The organism is Paenibacillus terrae HPL-003 (genome assembly GCF_000235585.1).
GTDB lineage: Bacteria > Bacillota > Bacilli > Paenibacillales > Paenibacillaceae > Paenibacillus > Paenibacillus terrae_B.
The window spans coordinates 5,916,317-5,938,186 of the sequence record NC_016641.1 but is presented as its reverse complement, the minus strand read 5'-3'; the positions used below and the strand labels follow the sequence as shown (position 1 = coordinate 5,938,186).

Sequence of the window (21,870 nt, the reverse complement as noted above, 5' to 3'; positions counted from 1 at the left end):
GAAAACATGATAGGATATGATCAGATTCGAATAGATTCCCCCTACCCTATTCAGGTCTTAAAGGATGTTCGGATCGAGTGGAAGCCGGGTGAGCATGGGCGTATTACACTCACAGGCATATGTAAGGAGTCGAGTCATGCCACGGCTGCGCTGGATGCGACCTCAGAGGATCAGCTATATGTGTATGCGCAGAATGAACAAGAGGAAATCAGCTTGTTTAAGGGTGTCGTCCATGCGGTGGAAGTTGAGAACCATAATGGAGTATATACACTTACACTAGAGGGAATCAGTGGCTCATTTGAGCTGGATATTGTCAAAAGAAAACGGTCTTTTCCTGAGGAAAAGCAAACATACAAGCAGTTAGTGAATAAGCTTGCTCAAGGCTATGCACGAAGTGATATGCTGTATCAAACCGGGGAGCAGTCGGTGGGCGAAGCCATTTTACAATATGATGAAACCGATTGGGAGCTTATAAAACGGATGGCGAGTCGTTTACATGCAGTGGTGGTAAGCGACATATGGGAATCCGCAGCGCCGAAGCTGTATTTCGGCATGCCCGCAGGCACCCAGCGGACGATTCGGGAGGATACGCCTTATACGGCAAGCAAAGACTTAAAGGGCTATCAACGGGCAGGCGGGACGTCAGCCGGGTTACATGATACCGACTTTTTCAAATACGAGATTGAAAGTGGAGAACGGTATGCTCTCGGAGACGAGGTGCAATTTCGACAGAAAACGATGATTGTAACTGAATTGCGAAGCCGCATGGAAAAGGGACATTTGCTATTCAGTTATGTGCTGGCCCGCAAGGAGGGCATTCGCAGTGATTTCATTCCCAATTCCAAAACGATTGGAATTTCTCTAGAAGGAGAGGTCCTCGCGGTACGGGGAGAGGAAGTGAAGCTACGGCTGGCGATTGATAACGATGACGGGGTATCCGAGCCGCATTGGTATCCCTTTGCTCCCCCAACAGGAAGTGCGATGTACAGCATGCCGAAGGTGGGCACACATGCAAACCTGTATTTTCCGGATGCATCCGGCTCCAGAGCGATGATTTTGGGTGCAGTTCGTACGAACGGAGATGGATGTGCGAAAACGAGTGATCCGAATGATCGATATTTTGGTACGGAGCACGGAAGTGAGCTGAAAATGGCCCCAGGTCGCATCCACATCATGGGTGATCCGGGTGGGACATTGCAGATGAGTCTGGACGACGCTACGGGGATTGAAATTACAAGTCCGAAGAAGCTGACGTTAGAAGCAGAGCAGGAAATCATTCTGAATACGCCGAAGCAAATTATTATTGACGGGACGAGCCAGGTCATGGCGTACCAGACGGGAGGAAGCACGGGGCTTTCGGTAGAAAACGAATACCATGTGCTGGGGGGAAACGTCTGGGCGGACGGAAGCGACCGAACTGCATACCCGCCGTTTGATGATGAACCGAAGGAAGGGGAGCCACCTCCACCGCCGCCACCTCCTGAGCCGTTTAACTGGGGCAAGCTGGGGATGAATATTTTGGGAGGCTTGGCAGTCGTGGCAGCCGTAGCCGTGGTGGCAGCCATTACGGTAGCAACGCTTGGAGCAGGTACAGTAGTCATTGCGGCGGTAGCTGGAGGAGCGCTGCTGGCGGGTGGTTTGGGTGTAGCGAGTTTGGCGGCATCAGATATCGCCCGAGGGGAAGTGAGCGACTTTAGTGACTATGCCCTGACCGGCTTGAAAGAAGCGGGGATCGGGGCAGTATCTGGAGCGATCTTTGGCCCTCTTGGCGTAGGGGGAACATTGCTGAGGAAAGCAGCAATCGGCGGTGTGACCAATGCGGCGGAAAATCTGGCGAGTCAGGTGTTGAGCGGTGAAAAGATCAACTGGGGCTCGGTAGCAAAGGATGCGGGATTGGGTTTTGTTACCGTAGGCGTACTGGATTCCAAAGTAGGGAAGGCCATCGGCGGATTCGCGGAAAAAGTAGGCAGCAAAGTTACACCGCAATGGATCGGCAAAGGCGTAGATGCAGTCGGAGCAGGCTTTGGCAAGGCTGTAAACAAGCTGGAGCAGGCCGGCAGTAAACTGGGTCAGAAATTTAATGAGCAACTGAGTAAAATGGCAGACGGCCTCAACACCGGGAAGTTGGCAATAGCCAACGGAGCGTCAGTTCCAGCGGTTCCGCACGTTAATAAGATGGATAGCGGACCGCTTCCACAGACGGATGTGCAGAAGAACTACAACAAGGTCATGAAGGAAATGGAAGAGAGCGCGGCGAAGAAGGTTGAGGGGACGGGTGAAGGTAATATTCCACCTGCCTTCAAGCAAACTGAATTTTCCAGTTCATATGAAGCTAGATTTAATCAAACACCTGGACCTGATAATCCAAAGGTTGGTTTTGAAGGAACAAGGGGTGAATCTAAATGTACTCTTAAACCACCGCCAGACCCACAATTGAAAAAAATATTAGATGAAGCTGGAATTGATGGTATACAATATAAAAATGCTGTTCCTAATTTTTTACCAGTAGCAAAAGCAGAGGTAGAAATAAACTATATGTTAGGTGGAAAGGGGAAATATGGGTCAAAAGCTAGAGCATATAATTTTGTTCAATCAGATCAAAAATTAGCTAATCAGCTTAATAATTCTCCTGAATTAGCACGTCAATTTGGGATGGAGCCTGGTGCGATTACTGCAAGGGACATAGAAAAATTCAGAGACAAAAACAAATTAACATGGCATGAATTAAATGATGTCAAGACAATGCAACTTGTACCAACTAAGATAAACAGTTCATTTGGGCATCTTGGCGGTGTAGGAGAGATAAATGCAGGGGCGTTTGAACCTGGAGGATTTGCCAAAAATAAAAAAGGAGATTTATAAAATGACAATTAACGATTCAATTTTTGGTGAACTTGAATATGATTATATTTGGTCTAAGGACACTACCATTAATTTCTTAGGGAAAGAAACCGAGATAGCACTCATAATTAAAGGGGATGAGGACGGTAAATTTGATGAAGATCAATATACAGCGTATCAATCGCTAATGCAAAATTGGGAGCAATTGCAGCAAAGTTTCTTGCAACCAATTTTAGACTATTACCAACAAAAGAGACATGAACTGGGTTATGATATTGCTTTTAATGAGAATTATCCCTTAATTGAAACAACCGACGAACTTATTGACATGATTACTTTGGATGGAATTGCTGTTCCATATGGAGATATACGTGAGGGCCGCGATATCGGAATACTTTTTAATTGTACATGGGATCAGGAAAATGGACTGGGGCTTCGTTTATCAGATGAAAAGGTGGTTGAAGTAGGGTATCAGGATGTTGCAATTTGAATGCTTGGGGATAGGGGCTACCTAGTACTAAATGACCCTATGATTCAACAAATAACAAATATAACCACTCTCTAAATACAGAAAAATAGGCCGGGTTTACACCTTAGTAGCAAGATCGTACAATACAACCAACAAACCAAAGACTTAAAACATTGACAACCAAACTTGATAAACTTTGAAAGGCTTATTCCACTTGAACAATGAGGAGGAATGAGCCTTTTTTTCATGCCCAAAATCGAAGGAGGACGAAACGAATGGCAAAACGTGAACAGTTAGTAGCAGAAGAGTTGAAGGAACAACAACCAGCACAAGAAGTAGAAAAGGAAATGCGGTCTATTGCTCAGGCGTACGCAGCATACGAACAGCTTATGGATGAAATCCGTGATTGCTCCCAGCAAGCCAAAGAACTGCGAGAGCAAGCAGCAGAGTTGCAGCGTTCAGGGCGTATTGATTTTCATGTTAGAGAAGAGATTCAGAAGTTGTTAAACCGTGCGGAACATTTGGATGCGGTAGCAGATTGGAAGGATGGACTGCTGCGCCAGCAAGTCCTGCTGCTCATAGATAGTTTAGAGCGAGAAGCATCCGATTGGAGGCAACTTGTACAGTATAACCAAGCTGCTCTAGAGCAGCAGCAACAAGAACTTGAAGATGCAAAGGCAGCAGCGATGAAAATGGTTCAGGAAGCAGAGGAGTATCTTGAGCGATCTTTGGCCCTCTCGGTGTAGGGGGAACATTGCTGAGGAAAGCAGCGATCGGCGGTGTGACCAATGCGGCGGAAAATCTGGCGAGTCAGGTGTTGAGCGGTGAAAAGATCAACTGGAGCTAGGTAGCAAAAGATGTGGGATTGGGTTTTGTTACCGTAGGCGTACTGGATTCCAAAGTAGGGAAGGCCATCGGCGGATTCGCAGAAAAAGTAGGTAGCAAAGTTACACCGCAATGGATCGGCAAAGGCGTAGATGCAGTCGGAGCAGGCTTTGGCAAGGCTGTAAACAAGCTGGAGCAGGCCGGCAGTAAACTGGGTCAGAAATTTAATGAGCAACTGAGTAAAATGGCAGACGGCTTCGCCCCCGGGAAGTTGGCAACAGCCAACGGAGCGCCAGTTCCAGCGGTTCCGCACGTTAATAAGATGGATAGTGGACCACTTCCACAGACGGATGTGCAGAAGAATTACAACAAGGTCATGAAGGAAATGGAAGAGAATGCGGCGAAAAAGGTTGAGGGGACGGGACAAGCTGTTATAAATAGAGAATTTAGAACAGCAACTCAAGCGGATAGTGAATTAATTGATCAATTAAGATCTAAGTATACGGCAGGTAAAACAAGAAATGTTGCAGCTGCAAAGGGGGAAATTGGGGACGACATAATAGATTTAGAAAGTGTCAGTGGGAAATTTACTGATAAAGATCATTTTAATAAGGGGAACTTTAAGCCTCCACAACCTGAAGAATATAAATACCAAGGCCCAATTCCAGAGTATACTAACCATACGGAGCAAAAAATAGTAGAATATTTAAGGAATAAGTACAAAGATTATCCTAATATCAAAGGTCAATTTGAAATTATTTCTGAGCGACCATACTGTGATAACTGCATAGATTTAGTTGATCAATTTCAAAGGGATTTCCCTAATATTACAGTAATTCGCGTAGAAGTATTACCAAAGGGAGGAAAATAGAATGAGGTATTTAAGTGAAATTATTGGTTTATTGAATAATGATAGAATACCAATGAATCCTTGCACAAATGAGGATTTGACTCAGGTGAAAGAGGCGATTGGTGATAACGAATTACCAGAAGCATATATTGAATTTCTAAAAATAATGGGTAGAGGTACAGAACATACTTTTTTACGAGGCCACTCTTGCTTTATGGATGAACTTTTAATTCTAAATGAAGGTGGGCAGGAATTACTGGAGGAAAACGAGTTTTCCAAGAAACTAAATGAAAATGATTTTGTTTTTTGGATGAGTCAAGGATGTATGTTTTGTTTCTTTAAATTAGATGAAGGAGATAATCCTCCAATTTATTTCTATTCTGAGAGTACAGATCAGGATGACTTTTACAAAATTGCAGATTCATTTACTGAATTCTTATTAGCAATGTATACAAAAGATAAAGATGTATTCAAAAAGAAGAATTAATGAAAAGAAAACTTGGAATAAGTCAGAGGTCTGTCGATTTTAGTGTAAACAGCTTGCTAAACGCCGCTCAAATTTATAATTTTACAATCCCAACAACAAGATCGTATAATACAACCAACAAACTAAACCCTAAACAACTTTAACAAACACTTGATAACCTTTCAAAAGCTCTTTCCCACTTGAACCATGAGTAGGAATGAGCTTTTTTTGCATGCTCAAATTCAAAGGAGGATGAGACGAATGACAAAACGTGAACAGGTAGTAGCAGAAGATATGAAGAACCAGCAACCAGCACAAGAAACAGAAAAAGAAGTGCAGTCTATTGCACAGGCTCGTGTAGCATACGAACAGCTTATAGAGGAAATTCGTGGTTACTCCCGGCAAGCCAGAGAATTGCGAGAGCAAGCGGCAGAGTTGCAGCAATCAGGGCGTACCGATTTTCAGGTTAGAGATCGGTAGGCGAAGCCATTTTGCAATATGATGAAACGGACTGGGAGCTTACAAAACGAATGGCGAGTCGTTTACATGCAGTGGTGGTAAGCGACATATGGGAATCCGCAGCGCCGAAGCTGTATTTCGACATGCCCGCAGGCACCCAGCGGACGATTCGGGAGGATACGCCTCATACGGCAAGCAAAGACTTAAAGGGCTATCAACGGGCAGGCGGGACGTCAGCCGGGTTACATGATACCGACTTTTTCAAATACGAGATTGAAAGTGGAGAACGGTATGCTCTCGGAGACGAGGTGCAATTTCGCCAGAAAACGATGATTGTAACTGAATTACGAAGCCGCATGGAAAAGGGACATTTGCTATTCAGTTATGTGTTGGCCCGCGCGGAGGGCATTCGCAGCGATTTCATTCCCAATTCCAAAACGATTGGAATTTCTCTGGAAGGAGAGGTCCTCGCGGTACGGGGAGAGGAAGTGAAGCTACGGCTGGCGATTGATAACGATGACGGGGTATCCGAGCCGCATTGGTATCCCTTTGCTCCCCCAACAGGAAGTGCGATGTACAGCATGCCGAAGGTGGGCACACATGCAAGCCTGTATTTTCCGGATGCATCCGGCTCCAGAGCGATGATTTTGGGTGCAGTTCGTACGAACGGAGATGGATGTGCGAAAACGAGTGATCCGAATGATCGATATTTTGGTACGGAGCACGGAAGTGAGCTGAAAATGGCCCCAGGTCGCATCCACATCATGGGTGATCCGGGTGGGACATTGCAGATGAGTCTGGACGACGCTACGGGGATTGAAATTACAAGTCCGAAGAAGCTGACGTTAGAAGCAGAGCAGGAAATCATTCTGAATACGCCGAAGCAAATTATTATTGACGGGACGAGCCAGGTCATGGCGTACCAGACGGGAGGAAGCACGGGGCTTTCGGTAGAAAACGAATACCATGTGCTGGGAGGAAATGTCTGGGCGGACGGAAGCGACCGAACTGCATACCCGCCGTTTGATGATGAACCGAAGGAAGGGGAGCCACCTCCACCGCCGCCACCTCCTGAGCCGTTTAACTGGGGCAAGCTGGGGATGAATATTTTGGGAGGCTTGGCAGTCGTGGCAGCCGTAGCCGTGGTGGCAGCCATTACGGTAGCAACGCTTGGAGCAGGTACAGTAGTCATTGCGGCGGTAGCCGGAGGAGCGCTGCTGGCGGGTGGCTTGGGTGTAGCGAGTTTGGCGGCATCAGATATCGCCCGAGGGGAAGTGAGCGACTTTAGTGACTATGCCCTGACCGGCTTGAAAGAAGCGGGGATCGGGGCAGTATCCGGAGCGATCTTTGGCCCTCTTGGCGTAGGGGGAACATTGCTGAGGAAAGCAGCGATCGGCGGTGTGACCAATGCGGCGGAAAATCTGGCGAGTCAGGTGTTGAGCGGTGAAAAGATTAACTGGGGCTCGGTAGCAAAGGATGCGGGATTGAGTTTTGTCACCGTAGGCGTACTGGATTCCAAAGTAGGGAAGGCCATCGGCGGATTCGCAGAAAAAGTAGGCAGCAAAGTTACACCGCAATGGATCGGCAAAGGCGTAGATGCAGTCGGAGCAGGCTTTGGCAAGGCTGTAAACAAGCTGGAGCAGGCCGGCAGTAAACTGGGTCAGAAGTTCAATGAGCAACTGAGTAAAATGGCAGACGGCTTCGCCCCCGGGAAGTTGGCAACAGCCAACGGAGCGCCAGTTCCAGCGGTTCCGCACGTTAATAAGATGGATAGCGGACCACTTCCACAGACAGATGTGCAGAAGAATTACAACAAGGTCATGAAGGAAATGGAAGAGAGCGCGGCGAAGAAGGTTGAGGGGACGGGTAAAATAGCACATAATGATCTAATTAATGAAGCGAAGGACTTTGCAAGAGAGCAATTAGAGAAACATGTGCAGTACCTTAAAAATGGCGGTATTAAAAAGCCAGTAGATGCTAATGGATTTGGTGGGGGTAACTATAAGCCAGGAGTTATTACTGCCGCAGTTGATATAACAACAGCGAGAAATGTATTACCAAATATTAAGTTCGGTTATAATGGTAGAAGAGATGGGCAATTTAACCCTAGTGTAACAGAACTGCATAAAGATCTTGAAGTACTAATTAATAAAGTAAAAGAACAAGCTAAAAATGACCCTCTAAATAAATTTGGACATAAAGAGAGTTTTGAAGATTGGCATGTAGAAAATTGTGCGGAAATACAGGCAGTAAATCAATTGCTACACTCTGGGGCTAAAATTGAAAATATACTAATCAGCACTATCACCGGACAAGGAAAATACAAAGCTCCTTGTGCTAACTGTCAGCGGACCTTTTTAGATTTTATTAACGATCTACAATAAATATAGGGTTGGTGGAATTTTTTTGGATAAATTTTCTAAAGAAACTGTGCGAATTTTAACTGAATCAGGGTGGTACTCTGGAAGAAGGTCAGATATAACAAGAACATCAGACTTTTTGCAATCGAAAGGTTATCAACTATTTCCTTGTGTAGCCGATGTTATAAGTGAATTTGGAGGGATAAAGTATAGCTTTACTCGCCCTAATGGAGATAAAGACTCATTCTATATAAATCCAGAGGAAGCTTATGGCGATTATTATGAAAAAGAAGATTTCGAAGAAATAGAAATGCGAGTAAATGAATCATTAATTGCTATTGGTCAAGCGAGAGATGATAATATGATGATGTTTATGTCTGAATCTGGGAAAATTTTTGGAGAGATGGGATATTACTTAGTGAAGTTTGGTGATGACATTTATGAAGCATTAGATACTCTTTGTTTAGTTTTACCAGGAGAAGAAATTGAATGAGCTAAGGATATGTATGTACGACATATGTAATATGAAATGCTACATTTTTCAAAAAGGTATATTATAAGTATTTGGTGAATTTTTAAAAAATAATAGTTAATCAGGAGGCTTATTCCACTCGAAATATGAGTAAGAGTAAGTCTTTTTTGTGCATAACGAATGATGGAGAAGAAGGCCATGGCATATGCGTAGGAGAAAAATGCGAGATAGTACTCAAATACAAGCAGCAGGAACAGATCGACTGGAGCGTTGTAGGCGTACTAGATTCCAACGTAGGGCGGATTCACAGAAAAAGTAAGCAGCAAGGTTACACCTTAAATGGCATGAATTAAATGACGTTAAAACAATGCAACTTACCGACAAATAAACAGGGGCACCTTGGCGGTGTGGGGGAGATTAATGCAGGGGCATTTGAACCTGGAGGATTTGCCAATAAACAAAAAGAGGAGATTTTAAAATGACAATAAACAATCCAATTTTTGGTGAACTTGAGTATAAATATAGTTGGTCTAAGGATACCACTATTCATTTTTTTGGAAAAGAAACTGAGACCGTATTAATGATAACAACACGTAAACAAATACTTAATAAACTCAAATACTTATTCCAAATTGATACAATGAGAGGAATAAGCTTTTTGTATGTCTAAAATCAGCACTAAAATAACCAGAGTACTCCCAATTCCCTAGATGAAAACAATGACTTGCCGTTCACCCACATTAAAGTCAATCTACACCTCCAACGACGGAGAGGAATGTAAGCTGTGCCACACTGGTAGGAAAGGTGCTCGAAAGTTCGCTAAAAAATAGGCAGCAAGGTCATACTTACGGCTTTCATGCCTTGAAAAGTTTGACGAGTATAATGCCAATGTATTGTTGAAGCTAATAGAATAAATACTTGTAAATTTTGAATAAAGAAACTTACGATGCATTCGTTTACTGCGATAGTCGTCAGCGAATATACTGACTCGGCCATCAAAATTATATTTTGTCATAGCCAAGGTCTGGGCTATTTATCATGAGAGAAAATGTAATCAAAGCTCTTTATAATTTAGAAGAGTGGTTAAGAGCTTTGAGAAATACTAAATACTAGGTATAAAGACCCTGGGACTATAGACGCTCTTTTGATGAATTAGAACCCCCCTTATTTGCGAAAAATCGACATTTATTTTGACAGAGGTACATGTGTTGGAGGGAGTTATAAGTAAATGAAGTTGCCGTATCAACGAACTTGGCCTCGTGAATTAGCTGTTTTATGTTTATTTTACTTGTTACAATAAAACCATTAAACGACCGTATCCTTTGGAAAGGCAATTCCGTCTACGTCAATGAAACACTCAAACTCAAATGGACTGAACAAAGGGGGGCCCCAATATGGCCTTTGTGATATCCGAACGGATGAAAAATGAATTTTCCCATTCTACGGGGAATGAACCATTCAAAAAAGTACTTCCAGCGTTGTATCGCTATTGTCTTTCGTTGACAGGCTCGATACGGGATGCCGAGGATTTGGTGCAGGCGACTTTCGTGCATATGCTGCAATCTGAGAAAAACCTGCATGAGCTGGAAAATGGCGAGGCTTATTTAATCCGTTCCGCGAGGAATCGATGGATTGATGATATTCGTAGGCAAAATGCTCAAAAGCGTCTGTCTGCGCCTGGCGAAGGAAATTATACCCGAAAGTATGATGAGCCTTCACCGCGTTATGAAGAAAATTACACACCAGATCTGGAACTGGCGCTTCAATATTTAATGACACATGTATCACCATGGCAGCGGACCATTTTGGTGCTGCGGGATGTATGGGGCTATACGGCGTCGGAAACGGCAGAGATGCTGAATACGACGGAGGGTGCGGTAAAAGCGGCCTTAAGCCGGGCCCGCGCTTTGCTTGCTCAGAAGCACAAAGAGGGAAATGGGCTGGAGTCTGTAACATTACCTGAGCATGAAGAGGAGCGGGAATGGCTTAAGGCTTATTTGGCGGCCTTTCGTGCAGGAGACGCACAACGCTGGATTGCGCTTGGCCTGAACGTTATGGCTGAGCCCATAGCGGTTGCCGGATCTGTGCTGTATCAGAGCTTTTATTCTTCCGGCGCTCAAATGAACTCTAATCCTTCCCATGGCATGCAGGCTAGGATGGCCGCTTAACAAGAGGGGAGTTTTGGCAAATGAGCACCATTCCTTATGTAATTGAGCAAACGAGTCGCGGAGAGCGAAGCTATGATATTTATTCCCGGCTATTAAAGGATCGTATTATTATGGTGTCGGGCGAGATTGAGGATCATATGGCAAATGTCATTGTAGCGCAACTGTTGCATCTTACCGCCGAGGATTCCGAGAAGGACATACAGATGTATATTAACAGTCCGGGCGGGTCCATTTCAGCGGGATTTGCCATTTATGATACGATGCAATTTGTGAAAAATGATATATCTACCATATGCACAGGCATGGCGGCGAGCTTTGGTACAATTTTGCTGACCGGAGGCACAAAGGGTAAGCGGATGGCGCTGCCCAACAGTGAAATTATGATTCACCAGCCGTTGGGCGGAGCCAAGGGCCAAGCTTCGGATGTGCTGATTTATGCCGAGCGTTTGATCAAGAGCCGGAAACAGTTAAACCGTATTTTGGCAGATCATACCGGGCAGCCGCTGGAGCGTGTGGAAAAAGATACCGACAGAGATCACTTTCTTACGGCTGAGGAAGCGGTAGCATATGGCTTGGTGGATCAAATCGTTACTCGCATCTAGCTTTTATTGAAAATTTTATGCAATCCCTCGCTAATTCTGTAATAATTCAAGGTTTGTTCATTGCAATTTCAAAACAATAGGTTTATAATTTCAAACGGATTCAAAGGGGCTTATCCGGAATCCATGGGATTTCATCCCATCTGAGCCTGCGTGTGCATGCTCAAATAAGAATTAAGCGAGGGATTTACAATGAAAACCTGCTGCACCATCCAGGTAGACGAAGACAGTTTAGTTATTGATTTGCCGGAAGAAGGAACCACGCTGGACTCCCTGCTCGGTGATATTGAGAGCTGTGGTGGAAGTGAAGAGCCTTGGCTGCAACTGATCGACAAGGTAATGGGCAACTCATCTGAGACTATACTGACAGGTCAAGTGACGGATGGCGGCGATACGAAGGAAGATCAGACGACCAAAGAACCTCAGGCAAGCCGCTCAGGGGTAATAGGAAAATGATACGTTAATACGATATTTTTAACACGATCCGATTCACATACATGATCATGTATAAGACTGCTATACCGGGCCCAAGGGCGTCGGGAAGCAGTCTTTTTTTAGCATGATGGGAAGTTAGAAATCCTCTCTATATCCGCTAAAATTCGTCAAATTTTGCAGTCCGAAGATGAGTCTTTTGTCCCTTATGCTCTCCGAAATAGCAAACGTAATGGAAAAAATCCCGAAACCGTGACTTCCTGTTCATTTTCCACTATAAAGTCGAAATGTAACATGGAACTAACTATAATAGTAGTAACATCCATATACAGGTAAGTGACACCTAATGTTGGACCTGATCCTCCTGATATATGAAGGGGGAGCCGAAAAGCGGAGAACAACGTACTAATATCACTTTATAACAAGGAAGGAATGTGTAAATGATGAATGGGCAATGGGTCCTGCCAAGGATCGCAAAAAGAGTAGCGGTGATGTTAACTGCGGTATTACTGTTGACGTTAACGAACGGATTTAACTGGAATGCGCAGACCGCAGAGGCTGCCGGTACAACTCCTGTGGAGCGCTATGGGCAACTTTCAGTGAAGAACGGCAAACTGGTGGATAAAAACGGGCAGCCTGTGCAGCTTAAAGGGATCAGCTCTCATGGTGTCCAATGGTTTGGCGATTTGGTGAATGAGGATTCCATGAAATGGCTGCGGGACGACTGGGGCATTTCCTTGTTCCGAGTTGCGTTGTACACCGAGGAAGACGGTTATATTACCAATCCTTCATTAAAAAATAAAGTGAAGGAAGCGATTGAGGCAGCACAGAAGCTGGGATTGTACGTTATTATTGACTGGCACATTCTCTCGGATGGTGATCCGAACATTCATAAAAATGAAGCCAAGGCTTTCTTTAATGAATTTGCAACTCAGTACGGGAATTTGCCAAACGTGATCTACGAGCTTGCCAACGAACCGAACGGGAACGTGAACTGGAACAACCAAATCCGTCCTTATGCGTTGGAGGTATCGCAGGTTATTCGAGCCAAGGACCCGGACAATATTATTATTGCAGGTACAGGCATGTGGAGCCAGGATGTACACGATGCAGCAGATAACCCGCTTCCAGACAAAAATACGATGTACACCGTGCATTTCTATGCGGGTACGCATGGACAATACCTGCGGGATCGCGTTGATTACGCGCTGAACAAGGGCGTGGGCATATTTGCTACGGAATGGGGAACCAGTGATGCTTCGGGTAACGGGGGGCCGTTCCTGAATGAGTCTAAGGTATGGACAGATTTCCTGGCTAGTCGTGGAATCAGTTGGGCAAACTGGTCGTTGGCCGATAAAAATGAAACCTCTGCTGCGCTTTTACCTGGCGCTAACCGTAAAGGGGGATGGCCTGATTCGCAATTGTCATCTTCTGGTAAATTCGTAAAACAAGCCATTCTGGAAGGCTCCAATAATAATACTGGAGGTGGAAACAACGGTGGTGGAAACAACGGTGGTAGCGATAACGACAACGGAGGAAGCACTCTAGGCGGGGACAATCAAGGGATTGTGCTTCAATATCGTACCGGAGACACGAATACCAAGGATAACGCAATCCGCCCTGAATTTAATATCAAAAACACAGGGAACACAGCTGTCAAGCTGAGTGATTTGAAAATTCGCTACTATTACACAGATGAAAGCAAACAAGGCCAGCAACTTTTTGTAGACTGGGCCAAGGTTGGAAATGAAAAGGTAAAAGCGACTTTTGTAGCATTGCCAGAGCCGAAGGCCAAGGCTGATAAATATGTGGAAATTTCATTTACTGATGGCGCGGGTACGATTCAGCCCGGCGGGGAAAGCGGAGAAATTCAACCCCGTATCCATGCTGCGAACTGGAGCAATTTTGATGAAACCAACGATTATTCATATGGTGCCAGCCAAACTGCCTTCGCAAACTGGGATCATGCAACCGTTTATCAACAGGGCAAGCTGGTATGGGGTATAGAGCCTTAAGGCACAACAGGGACTATGCCCGAAATGAGTAAAGAACATGGGACTTTTGGGTCCATGCTTTTCAAAATTGGATTATAGAGTATGCGCCTTTGGTATATGGGAACTGGAACTTTAGAAGGGCATTTTCAGCACTTTAGTTCCGGCTTATATACTACTAAAGTACCATATGATATTCGACTTTAGTGGTGATTGAACTACTTCCATAGCACAGAGGGCTTGGTCCTAATGGACCGTTCCTTAATAAAGAACCCCCGTGTTTGCCTTTACAGGCAGGCGGGGGTTCTTTATTAATCCAAATATTGTTTTTTCTAGGTTCAATCGTGTTTAAGCTAAATCAAAAGCTTTGGCCAGCAGACGATAGGACTGAACGCGCTTATCCAAGTCATGAATAGATGAGACAACTAGCAGCTCATCGGTACGATACTGCTCAGCCAAGCGTAGTAATTGCTCCTTACACTGATCGGGTGTACCGACAACGCGCCATGATGCGGACTGACGCAGTCGCTCGCGATCAAACTCTGTGTACGGATAGGACAGCGCTGTTTTCACTGATGGCAGTGAAGTCATTTCTTTGCCTTGCATAAGCAACAGGAAAAACAGGTTGGCGCTGGAAGCCAATTGCTCGGCCTCTTCTGTAGTTTCGGCGCATGACACAGTAACTGCCGCCATAGAGCGGGGCTTATCCCCCAGGATGGAAGGCTGATACTGATCGTGGTAACGTGCGGTAGCTTCCACCCCACCTGGTGTGCCGAAAAATTGGGCAAAGGCATAGGATGCGCCCATCATCGCGGCTAATCTTGCGCTTTCTCCACTGGAACCGAGAAGCCACAGTTCAGGAATGGTCGAAATCTTCGGCGCCGCATGAAGCCCGGCAAACCGATGGTTGGCAGGCACGGAATCATGAAAATAATCAATTAAATCGAGAATCTGTTGTGGATATTGCTCTACGGATTGGTACTTACCTTCCTGCAAGGCACGTGTAGCCAGTGGTAATCCGCCGGGAGCACGTCCCAGGCCCAGATCAATTCGGCCCGGATGAAGCGCCTCCAGCAGCCGGAAATTCTCAGCGACTTTATATGCGCTGTAGTGGGGAAGCATAATACCGCCTGAGCCAACGCGAATACGTGATGTATTTGCAGCCAAATGTGCGATCAGCACTTCAGGGCTGGAGTGTGCAAGCATTTTGGACGCATGATGCTCAGACACCCAATAACGGCTATACCCCAGCTTGTCGGCTTCACGCGCCAACGCAGTTGTATGGGATAATGCATCCAGAGCAGTACCGCCTTCAGGAATATGAGACTGGTCCAGTATACCCAGTTTTAGCATTTTGCAATCACCTCTTACACAACTGTATCAGACACAACTCATTTGGTCAAAACTTGAAGTTGGATTATTTGGAGTTGAAGTTGAATCGGTTGGAGTTTAGGAACCTTTTCGTTATAATGAAGGAAGTGTAGGATGAGAGAACATCCTTGCTTTTGGAAAGGGGAACGAACCTGTGTTAAGAACACCTTTGGGGCGTGTCCGGCTCATGCTCTGGATTCAAGGTATTGCGTATTTGGCGATATTATTCACCCATCAGCCGCTGCAAGCTGCGGGCATGACCCAGATGGTCATGGTGATCGGTAACATATACCGGATCAGCTTTTTGCTGCTCCTTGTCGCTTTGATCTATGGCAAAACAGCGCTGAATTGGTCCCTCCGGCGACCTTTATTCATTATATTTGCGTCCTTCATTCCTTTTGGGCTGATCATTATGGATTGGATTTGGGTGAAAAAATGGACAGGGGATTCGGCAGCAGAACAGCGAGCCGCATCGTAATATTTTAATAGGTAGAGTGAGATTCGAGGATATGCTCCTTAAGCCACTCAAGCGGGACTAGCCCCGGTGCAGCAGAGAAGAGAGCATTGCGCAGTTTGAAGCGTGGTGTTCTTTTTTTGTGCACCGGAAACCTGTTCAATTCAATGTTAATGCCTTCACTAAAAATTCAGCATTTTTACGTCTTTGAAAGCCTTCCACCCAATGCCCCGTAAATGGATAAACTTCAATCGTTTTAGGCGATTCAATGCGATTATATGCGGCAAAAATCGTTTCCGGCATACATACGGTATCCTTGAGTCCTACCGATACCATGACAGGAATACGAATGCGATGAGCAAGATTCATCACGTCAAAATAACTCAATGTATGTAGCACCTGCTCCAAATGCTCTGGAAATCGGTTTGCGAATTCGGCAGCTTCCGTCAGTGAGCTGGTAGAATTCATTATACCAAAGTCCATATGACACATATTGGGAATATCAGCCACTGTAATTGCAGGCTTATCGCTTAGTGCGGCCACCATTAATGCAAGTCCGCCGCCCTGGCTGGCCCCAGAGATTGCGATTTTGCTTGCATCTACATCCGGCTGCTCAGCCACCCAATCTACGGCTCTGAGGGCATCTGTCGTTATCGTTTTGTAGTAGCAGGTATCCTTATCCAGAATTCCTTTCGTTACCCAGCCTTTAACCGTACCATGAGGATCATCCAGACGATCTCCTGTTTCACCACCCTGACCGCGTACATCTACGGCAAATACAGCAAAGCCAAGCATCAGCCAGGACGAGTAATCCTCAGGATAGCCCTTGCCACCTGTATAGCCATGGAAAAGGACAATACACGGCAGCTTTTGATTTCCGGCAAATTGGGGGCGTATATACCATGCATGCAGCGGCGTATCATCTACACCTTCAAAGGTAACCCGTGAGGCATGAATATGAGGATACGGCGTTTCCACTGGTGTTTTGAACGCACGCACGGGTTTAGCCTGTACATCCTCCAGTGTTTTGTCCCAGAACAGCTCGATGTCCTTCGGGGCGGTCAGATCCGGTTGATACTGCTTCAATTCGGCAATTCTTTTTTCAATGATATTCATAGCAAAAAAGTCCTCCTCCATATATAGAACGAGTATCTACTCAAGCTTTACCCGGTAAAGTAGACTCTTCCAACTCTCTCAGCAACTCAAATGCTTCTTCGTTTGTGCTTCCGCACGTATCTTCATCAGCACGAAATCCGCTGCATACGGTTGGCCGCTCAGGCTTGCCAAACAATCGGCAGCGGTAATCTGAAGTGAGCTGAGGGCAAGAGACACCAGCCGGTTTTCCATCGGGCATGCCGGGAATAGGGGATGAAATCGTAATAGCAATACAGCAGGCGGCGCATCCGACACGACACTCCAGTTGGGGTCACTCCTTATCATCTGTTATTTTTGCAACGTATGTATGAAGCGACTTCAATGAAGCCATAATGTGAGGATGGCACAAAAAAAGCAGGAATACAAGGATAACTGTATTTTATACACACTTTTCACACAAGGGTTATAAATAGGCAGTTAGGCACGTAGGATGGTATCAAGCTCCTAAGTCATTGTTTTGTTCATTAGGTAATATTGGCCATTTGTGCTCAGTGTGTTCAAAAAGAGTTCGAGTGGTTAATAATAGAACACAACGATAAAAACTTAAACGAGGTGAAGTAAAATGAGTTGGTTATGGGCATTGATTGTTGGAGGTATTATTGGTTGGGTGGCAGGAATTATCGCAGGTCGTGATGTTCCGGGTGGCGTGATTGGTAACATCATCGCTGGTTTTATCGGTGGATGGTTGGGTGGCTTGATTCTGGGCGACTGGGGTCCTGAAATCGGATCGTTCTACATTGTCCCTGCATTAATTGGTGCGATTGTGCTGGTTGTTATCGTAAGCTTGATCTTTCGTTCCGTTGGACGGAGCAGAGGCTAACACATAATTAATCGATTCCACTACCCCTTATAGGGTATAAGGCTATCAAATGAAAAGAAGCTGCTTCCGCAAGGTTCACAAATGAACCTGCAGGAGCAGCTTCTTTTATTGAAACCGCCTGATATGAGGCACACATAAAACGCCCAATACGATGCACATGCCAATGGTTGAAAACAGACCGATGGTGAAAATACCCCCAAGCTTGTCCGCCATCGCGCCCACAGCCAGATAGCCTACAGGCAGTAAGGCAAAGGAAAACATTAGATCCAGACTGGCTACACGGCCAAAGGATTCGGCGGGAACCATTTCCTGAAGGCTTGTTTCCCAAATGATCGCAAATATCATAATGCCGAACCCTTCCAGCATCATGCTCATAATCAGTCCCGGCATCCAGGTGACTACAGACAACAATAGTAAAGCAAGCCCGCTGACAAAAGCCCCGAGATAAGCGAGCAGGCCGCGATGCTTCCAGTGCTTGCGCGACCCGTATACAAAGGCACCCAGCATAGCGCCAACGCCGCTACTTGCCATCGCAACACCATACACGACTGGACTGTAGCTATGATGAACCTTGAACAGCCACGGAATGAGTACCGCAATAATGCCGGAGTAACAAATATTAATGAAGGAAAAAGCCAGAATCGTAATCCACAGCCACGGATGACTTTTAAGAATCGTAAAGCCCGCAATAAAATCTTTGAGAAAATGCTGTCCTTCCTGATCTTGCTGTTCTGCATTTGCCTGCCGTTTCCCGATGATCGAGGCCAAATGACCGCTTAGCATCCAGAAGCAGGCAAAAGATATCAGATAGGCGATAGAATCCAGCCCAAAACCAACTCCTGCTGAGGTAAAGGATACAATGAAGCCGCCCAGTGGAGGGCCAAGCAGACGGACGCCTTGTATACTAATCTGACTGAGCGCGTTAGCCGCATTGCGAATGTCCGGCGTAAACACCTGTGCACGCAAGGCAGAATAAGCCGGATTAAAGATCCCGTCCATCAACCCGTATAAGGCAAGGCCAACGAACAGATACGGCAGTTTCATACCGTCGGTAAACATCAGCACCGCCGCAGCGAACATTAATACGAAGCGGGCAATGTTGGTGAACAGAAGCAGACGGGTTCGGTCGATCCGATCCACAATCATCCCCGCAAAGGGCAGAATAAGCACGTTAGGCAGCATATAGACAGTCATCGCCAGCCCCATGATTGTAGTCGAGCCTGTCAGGGAGTAGATAACCAGTGGCAAAATGACTGTAGTGACCGAGGTTCCCAGCATAGCGATCCAATGTCCAAGCCACAGTAGAGTGAACGCTTTGGATTGCCTTAAAGGCGAAGTGAAGGTGGCCCAAGCTGAACGTCTTCCTTCGGGTGAAGCAGAGGATAGGGTTGAATTTTGGGTTTCCATAATGCCTTCCTTTCAATCAAAGACGAGGTAAATATTACTAATCTTCATATTGAAACTATTATACGAAACCTTTGACGTAAAGGTACAGAAAAAAGTTACTGTGAGGATAGATCAAATGAATAGTCTGTCTATGAATGAGCCAACCTAGGATAACTTTGGGTACCGGAAGTAATATAGCTTACCTTTTGCATAGGGATTATTGGATAAAAGCATTGACGTGTAAAAATGAATGATGTACTATTCAATGAGCCAGCTACATGCTAGGTTATCAAGAAAAAGGAAAAGAGTGTGGTTAACATGAAAAAATTTAGACTTTTACCAGTCGTACTGATCGTAATGGCTTTGCTGGTTTCGGCCTGCGGCAACAACGACAAAGGTGCTAATTCAAATAATGCTGCTACCGGGGATGCCGGGTCTAATAATGGAAAAGCAGATGCAACCGCCACAGCTACTTTGGAATCTGTAAAAGCGAGTGGCAAGCTGCGAATCGGTACAGAAGGTACCTATGCTCCATTTACCTACCATGATGCTGCTGGTAAGTTGACAGGCTTCGACGTCGATATTGCAACTGAAGTAAGTAAGCGTCTGGGTGTCCAACCGGAGTTTATCGAGACGCAATGGGATGGAATATTTGCGGGATTGAACTCCAAGCGGTTTGACACGGTGTTCAATGAAGTATCCATTACAGACGAGCGCAAGCAAAAATACGATTTCTCCGATCCGTACATTGTCTCTAAGGCGGTTCTGATCGTAAGCGAAGATAATACGGACATCAAAAAGTTTGCTGATCTAAAAGGTAAAAAGGCCGGGCAATCCCTGACCAGCAACCTGACTCAAATTGCGAAGAGCAACGGCGCTGAAATTGTGGCAACCGACGGATTCAATCAGGCGATTGATCTCCTGACATCCAAACGAGTGGATGCAACCGTCAATGATGGTTTGTCCTATCTTGATTTGAAGAAGCAAAAGCCTGATGCTCCTATCAAAAAGGTGGATGAATCTTCAGATGCTTCACACAGCGCGGCTGTTTTTAACAAAGGCAGTGAAGATTTGATCAAGGAAGTCAACAAAGCGCTGTCTGACATGAAGGCTGACGGTACGTACCTGAAAATTTCCGAGAAATATTTTGGAGCCGACGTATCCAAATAACACACGAATAACCGGAGTCCTCGCCATGTCGAACCGGATTTTCGCAAACTTATCTTTTTAAAGGATGTCTGCACAATGGATGATCGCCAGATACAAATTATTATCGATTCATTACTGCCTCTGCTGAAAGCAGGGGTTTCTTTCACGATTCCGCTCACACTCATCTCCTTTGCTCTAGGCTTGATACTGGCGCTGGTTACGGCGTTGGCCCGATTGTCCAAATGGAGAATACTCAAGCTGATCTCTGGCTTCTATGTGTGGGTGATTCGGGGAACACCGTTGCTGGTGCAATTGTATATTATTTTCTACGGTTTGCCTTCAGTTGGCATTACGCTGGACCCTTTTATAGCTTCAGTGATTGGCTTTACGCTCAGCGTGGGGGCTTATGGCTCCGAAATTATGCGTGCTGCAATTATATCCATTCAGGAGGGGCAGTGGGAGGCAGGATATTCCTTGGGAATGACACGTTGGCAAGTGCTGCGACGTATCGTGCTTCCGCAAGCAGCCCGTGTGTCCGTACCGCCGTTAGCTAATTCTTTCATCAGTTTGGTCAAGGATACTTCACTGGCTGCAACGATCACCTACGTAGAGATGTTCAGAACGGCCAATCAGATTGTGGCTACCACGTATGAGCCTTTATTAGTTTATACCGAGGCGGGGGTTATTTATCTGCTCTTTAGCACCATCTTGACTGTGCTGCAAAATTACCTGGAGAAGCGGCTAAGCCGTTTTTCCGTTAGATAAAGGAGATTGTACCGGTGATCCAAATTCGGAATATACACAAATCGTTCGGCTCGCTGGAAGTGCTTAAAGGAGTAGACGTGACACTGGATAAAGGAAAGGTGCTCGTTATCATCGGTCCTTCCGGCTCCGGAAAAACAACGCTTTTGCGCTGTCTGAATTTGCTGGAGGTTCCTGATCAGGGCGAGATTCAGGTGGGGGATATTGCCCTGAATTTTGCGAAAGGAACGAAGCTGCGACAGGAAAGCATCTTGGCGCTGCGCAAGCGGACAGGTATGGTATTTCAATCCTACAACCTGTTCCCGCATATGACAGCAGTTCAAAATGTAATGGAGGGCCAAGTCACCGTTCAGAAGAAGAGTAAGGACGAGGCACGCAAACGCGGATTGGAGCTGCTTAAAAAGGTGGGACTGGCGGAAAAAGCCGAATCCTATCCACATCAGTTGTCGGGCGGACAGCAGCAACGGGTCGGTATTGCCCGGGCAATGGCGGTCGATCCAGAGGTGCTGTTATTCGATGAGCCGACCTCTGCGCTTGATCCCGAGCTGGTAGGCGAGGTGCTTAAAGTTATGAAGCAACTGGCTGCCGAAGGTATGACCATGGTCATTGTCACTCATGAAATGAAATTTGCGGCTGAGGTGGCGGACCATGTGATTTTGATGGATCAGGGCGTGATTGTGGAGCAAGGTTCACCTCATGAGGTGCTTGAACGCCCGACCAGTCTACGAGCCATTCAGTTTTTAAATCGGTTGAGCGGGGAAACAGAATGAAGAAAATGTGGAAAAAAGAAGAACCTCTAAATGCGCCAAAATGGGCTTCAGAGGTTCTTTGCATATGATGA

General features: G+C 45.7%; 21 protein-coding genes. 17 read left to right on the top strand and 4 right to left on the bottom strand.

The window, feature by feature from the left end:
• Window positions 1–6: 6 nt before the first annotated feature.
• The 12 genes from HPL003_RS28270 to HPL003_RS26280 all read left to right on the top strand — a co-directional run bounded on the left by HPL003_RS28270 (window position 7) and on the right by HPL003_RS26280 (window position 13,956).
• Window positions 7–2,862 carry an HNH endonuclease gene (locus tag HPL003_RS28270; RefSeq protein WP_014282868.1) on the top strand — a complete coding sequence of 952 codons (2,856 nt, stop codon included), beginning with the start codon at window positions 7–9 and terminating at the stop codon, window positions 2,860–2,862.
• A 1-nt stretch (window position 2,863) separates the two neighbouring features.
• On the top strand, window positions 2,864–3,331 hold the full coding sequence (locus HPL003_RS26340; protein ID WP_014282867.1) for a DUF6985 domain-containing protein: 468 nt from the start codon (window positions 2,864–2,866) through the stop codon (window positions 3,329–3,331).
• 254 nt (window positions 3,332–3,585) lie between these two features.
• Window positions 3,586–4,056 (top strand): hypothetical protein, encoded by a 471-nt coding sequence (locus HPL003_RS29090; protein WP_014282866.1) that lies wholly within the window; start codon window positions 3,586–3,588, stop codon window positions 4,054–4,056.
• A gap of 113 nt (window positions 4,057–4,169) precedes the next feature.
• Entirely contained in the window at window positions 4,170–5,006 is an 837-nt protein-coding gene (locus tag HPL003_RS29500) for a deaminase domain-containing protein (protein WP_014282864.1), read from the top strand.
• A 1-nt stretch (window position 5,007) separates the two neighbouring features.
• Window positions 5,008–5,472, top strand: a complete 465-nt coding sequence (locus HPL003_RS26325; protein WP_014282863.1) for an SMI1/KNR4 family protein — start codon at window positions 5,008–5,010, stop codon at window positions 5,470–5,472.
• Window positions 5,473–5,712: 240 nt separating this feature from the next.
• Entirely contained in the window at window positions 5,713–5,931 is a 219-nt protein-coding gene (locus HPL003_RS30110) for a hypothetical protein (protein ID WP_014282862.1), read from the top strand.
• Between the two features lie 50 nt (window positions 5,932–5,981).
• Window positions 5,982–8,294, top strand: a complete 2,313-nt coding sequence (locus tag HPL003_RS26315; protein WP_238533424.1) for a hypothetical protein — start codon at window positions 5,982–5,984, stop codon at window positions 8,292–8,294.
• A gap of 22 nt (window positions 8,295–8,316) precedes the next feature.
• Window positions 8,317–8,763, top strand: a complete 447-nt coding sequence (locus tag HPL003_RS26310) for an SUKH-3 domain-containing protein (protein ID WP_014282860.1) — start codon at window positions 8,317–8,319, stop codon at window positions 8,761–8,763.
• Between the two features lie 1,373 nt (window positions 8,764–10,136).
• Window positions 10,137–10,910, top strand: coding sequence for an RNA polymerase sigma factor (locus tag HPL003_RS26295; protein WP_014282856.1), 774 nt, complete (start codon window positions 10,137–10,139; stop codon window positions 10,908–10,910).
• A 20-nt stretch (window positions 10,911–10,930) separates the two neighbouring features.
• Window positions 10,931–11,512, top strand: a complete 582-nt coding sequence (gene clpP, locus HPL003_RS26290) for an ATP-dependent Clp endopeptidase proteolytic subunit ClpP (protein WP_014282855.1) — start codon at window positions 10,931–10,933, stop codon at window positions 11,510–11,512.
• A gap of 189 nt (window positions 11,513–11,701) precedes the next feature.
• Entirely contained in the window at window positions 11,702–11,965 is a 264-nt protein-coding gene (locus tag HPL003_RS26285) for a hypothetical protein (RefSeq protein WP_014282854.1), read from the top strand.
• Window positions 11,966–12,381: 416 nt separating this feature from the next.
• A complete protein-coding gene (locus HPL003_RS26280) occupies window positions 12,382–13,956 on the top strand; it encodes a cellulase family glycosylhydrolase (RefSeq protein WP_014282853.1) in 1,575 nt (524 codons plus the stop codon).
• A 324-nt stretch (window positions 13,957–14,280) separates the two neighbouring features.
• Here the strand turns inward: HPL003_RS26280 and HPL003_RS26275 are convergent, their stop codons facing one another.
• Complete coding sequence (locus HPL003_RS26275) at window positions 14,281–15,285, bottom strand: LLM class flavin-dependent oxidoreductase (protein WP_014282852.1); 1,005 nt, start codon at window positions 15,283–15,285, stop codon at window positions 14,281–14,283.
• A gap of 172 nt (window positions 15,286–15,457) precedes the next feature.
• Here HPL003_RS26275 and HPL003_RS26270 point away from each other — a divergent pair, with 172 nt between their 5' ends.
• Window positions 15,458–15,781 carry a DUF3817 domain-containing protein gene (locus tag HPL003_RS26270; protein ID WP_014282851.1) on the top strand — a complete coding sequence of 108 codons (324 nt, stop codon included), beginning with the start codon at window positions 15,458–15,460 and terminating at the stop codon, window positions 15,779–15,781.
• A 135-nt stretch (window positions 15,782–15,916) separates the two neighbouring features.
• Here HPL003_RS26270 and HPL003_RS26265 read toward each other — a convergent pair whose 3' ends face one another.
• Together HPL003_RS26265 and HPL003_RS26260 are read right to left on the bottom strand one after the other, a co-directional pair.
• Window positions 15,917–16,873, bottom strand: a complete 957-nt coding sequence (locus tag HPL003_RS26265) for an acetylxylan esterase (RefSeq protein WP_014282850.1) — start codon at window positions 16,871–16,873, stop codon at window positions 15,917–15,919.
• A 40-nt stretch (window positions 16,874–16,913) separates the two neighbouring features.
• The gene (locus HPL003_RS26260; RefSeq protein ID WP_081473772.1) at window positions 16,914–17,177 is read right to left on the bottom strand and encodes a YkgJ family cysteine cluster protein; all 264 of its coding nucleotides are present in this window, start codon (window positions 17,175–17,177) and stop codon (window positions 16,914–16,916) included.
• A gap of 297 nt (window positions 17,178–17,474) precedes the next feature.
• Between HPL003_RS26260 and HPL003_RS26255 the strand changes: the two genes are divergently transcribed.
• Window positions 17,475–17,732 (top strand): GlsB/YeaQ/YmgE family stress response membrane protein, encoded by a 258-nt coding sequence (locus tag HPL003_RS26255; RefSeq protein WP_014282848.1) that lies wholly within the window; start codon window positions 17,475–17,477, stop codon window positions 17,730–17,732.
• Window positions 17,733–17,837: 105 nt separating this feature from the next.
• Here the strand turns inward: HPL003_RS26255 and HPL003_RS26250 are convergent, their stop codons facing one another.
• A complete protein-coding gene (locus HPL003_RS26250) occupies window positions 17,838–19,139 on the bottom strand; it encodes an MFS transporter (protein WP_043922507.1) in 1,302 nt (433 codons plus the stop codon).
• A 297-nt stretch (window positions 19,140–19,436) separates the two neighbouring features.
• Between HPL003_RS26250 and HPL003_RS26245 the strand changes: the two genes are divergently transcribed.
• The 3 genes from HPL003_RS26245 (at window position 19,437) to HPL003_RS26235 (ending at window position 21,799) form a co-directional block, all read left to right on the top strand.
• Window positions 19,437–20,288 (top strand): amino acid ABC transporter substrate-binding protein, encoded by an 852-nt coding sequence (locus tag HPL003_RS26245; protein WP_014282846.1) that lies wholly within the window; start codon window positions 19,437–19,439, stop codon window positions 20,286–20,288.
• A 75-nt stretch (window positions 20,289–20,363) separates the two neighbouring features.
• A complete protein-coding gene (locus tag HPL003_RS26240; protein WP_014282845.1) occupies window positions 20,364–21,032 on the top strand; it encodes an amino acid ABC transporter permease in 669 nt (222 codons plus the stop codon).
• A gap of 14 nt (window positions 21,033–21,046) precedes the next feature.
• Window positions 21,047–21,799, top strand: a complete 753-nt coding sequence (locus tag HPL003_RS26235) for an amino acid ABC transporter ATP-binding protein (protein WP_014282844.1) — start codon at window positions 21,047–21,049, stop codon at window positions 21,797–21,799.
• Window positions 21,800–21,870 lie beyond the last annotated feature (71 nt).

Bases quoted from the DNA above. Each gene is read 5' to 3' on its own strand.
- HPL003_RS26240 (WP_014282845.1), top strand. From the start codon at position 20,364: ATGGATGATCGCCAGATACAAATTATTATCGATTCATTACTGCCTCTG.
- HPL003_RS26295 (WP_014282856.1), top strand. From the start codon at position 10,137: ATGGCCTTTGTGATATCCGAACGGATGAAAAATGAATTTTCCCATTCT.
- HPL003_RS26250 (WP_043922507.1), bottom strand. From the start codon at position 19,139: ATGGAAACCCAAAATTCAACCCTATCCTCTGCTTCACCCGAAGGAAGA.
- HPL003_RS26255 (WP_014282848.1), top strand. From the start codon at position 17,475: ATGAGTTGGTTATGGGCATTGATTGTTGGAGGTATTATTGGTTGGGTG.
- clpP (WP_014282855.1), top strand. From the start codon at position 10,931: ATGAGCACCATTCCTTATGTAATTGAGCAAACGAGTCGCGGAGAGCGA.
- HPL003_RS26285 (WP_014282854.1), top strand. From the start codon at position 11,702: ATGAAAACCTGCTGCACCATCCAGGTAGACGAAGACAGTTTAGTTATT.
- HPL003_RS26275 (WP_014282852.1), bottom strand. From the start codon at position 15,285: ATGCTAAAACTGGGTATACTGGACCAGTCTCATATTCCTGAAGGCGGT.
- HPL003_RS26340 (WP_014282867.1), top strand. From the start codon at position 2,864: ATGACAATTAACGATTCAATTTTTGGTGAACTTGAATATGATTATATT.
- HPL003_RS26245 (WP_014282846.1), top strand. From the start codon at position 19,437: ATGAAAAAATTTAGACTTTTACCAGTCGTACTGATCGTAATGGCTTTG.
- HPL003_RS29090 (WP_014282866.1), top strand. From the start codon at position 3,586: ATGGCAAAACGTGAACAGTTAGTAGCAGAAGAGTTGAAGGAACAACAA.
- HPL003_RS26265 (WP_014282850.1), bottom strand. From the start codon at position 16,873: ATGAATATCATTGAAAAAAGAATTGCCGAATTGAAGCAGTATCAACCG.
- HPL003_RS26325 (WP_014282863.1), top strand. From the start codon at position 5,008: ATGAGGTATTTAAGTGAAATTATTGGTTTATTGAATAATGATAGAATA.
- HPL003_RS26315 (WP_238533424.1), top strand. From the start codon at position 5,982: ATGGCGAGTCGTTTACATGCAGTGGTGGTAAGCGACATATGGGAATCC.
- HPL003_RS26280 (WP_014282853.1), top strand. From the start codon at position 12,382: ATGATGAATGGGCAATGGGTCCTGCCAAGGATCGCAAAAAGAGTAGCG.
- HPL003_RS30110 (WP_014282862.1), top strand. From the start codon at position 5,713: ATGACAAAACGTGAACAGGTAGTAGCAGAAGATATGAAGAACCAGCAA.
- HPL003_RS28270 (WP_014282868.1), top strand. From the start codon at position 7: ATGATAGGATATGATCAGATTCGAATAGATTCCCCCTACCCTATTCAG.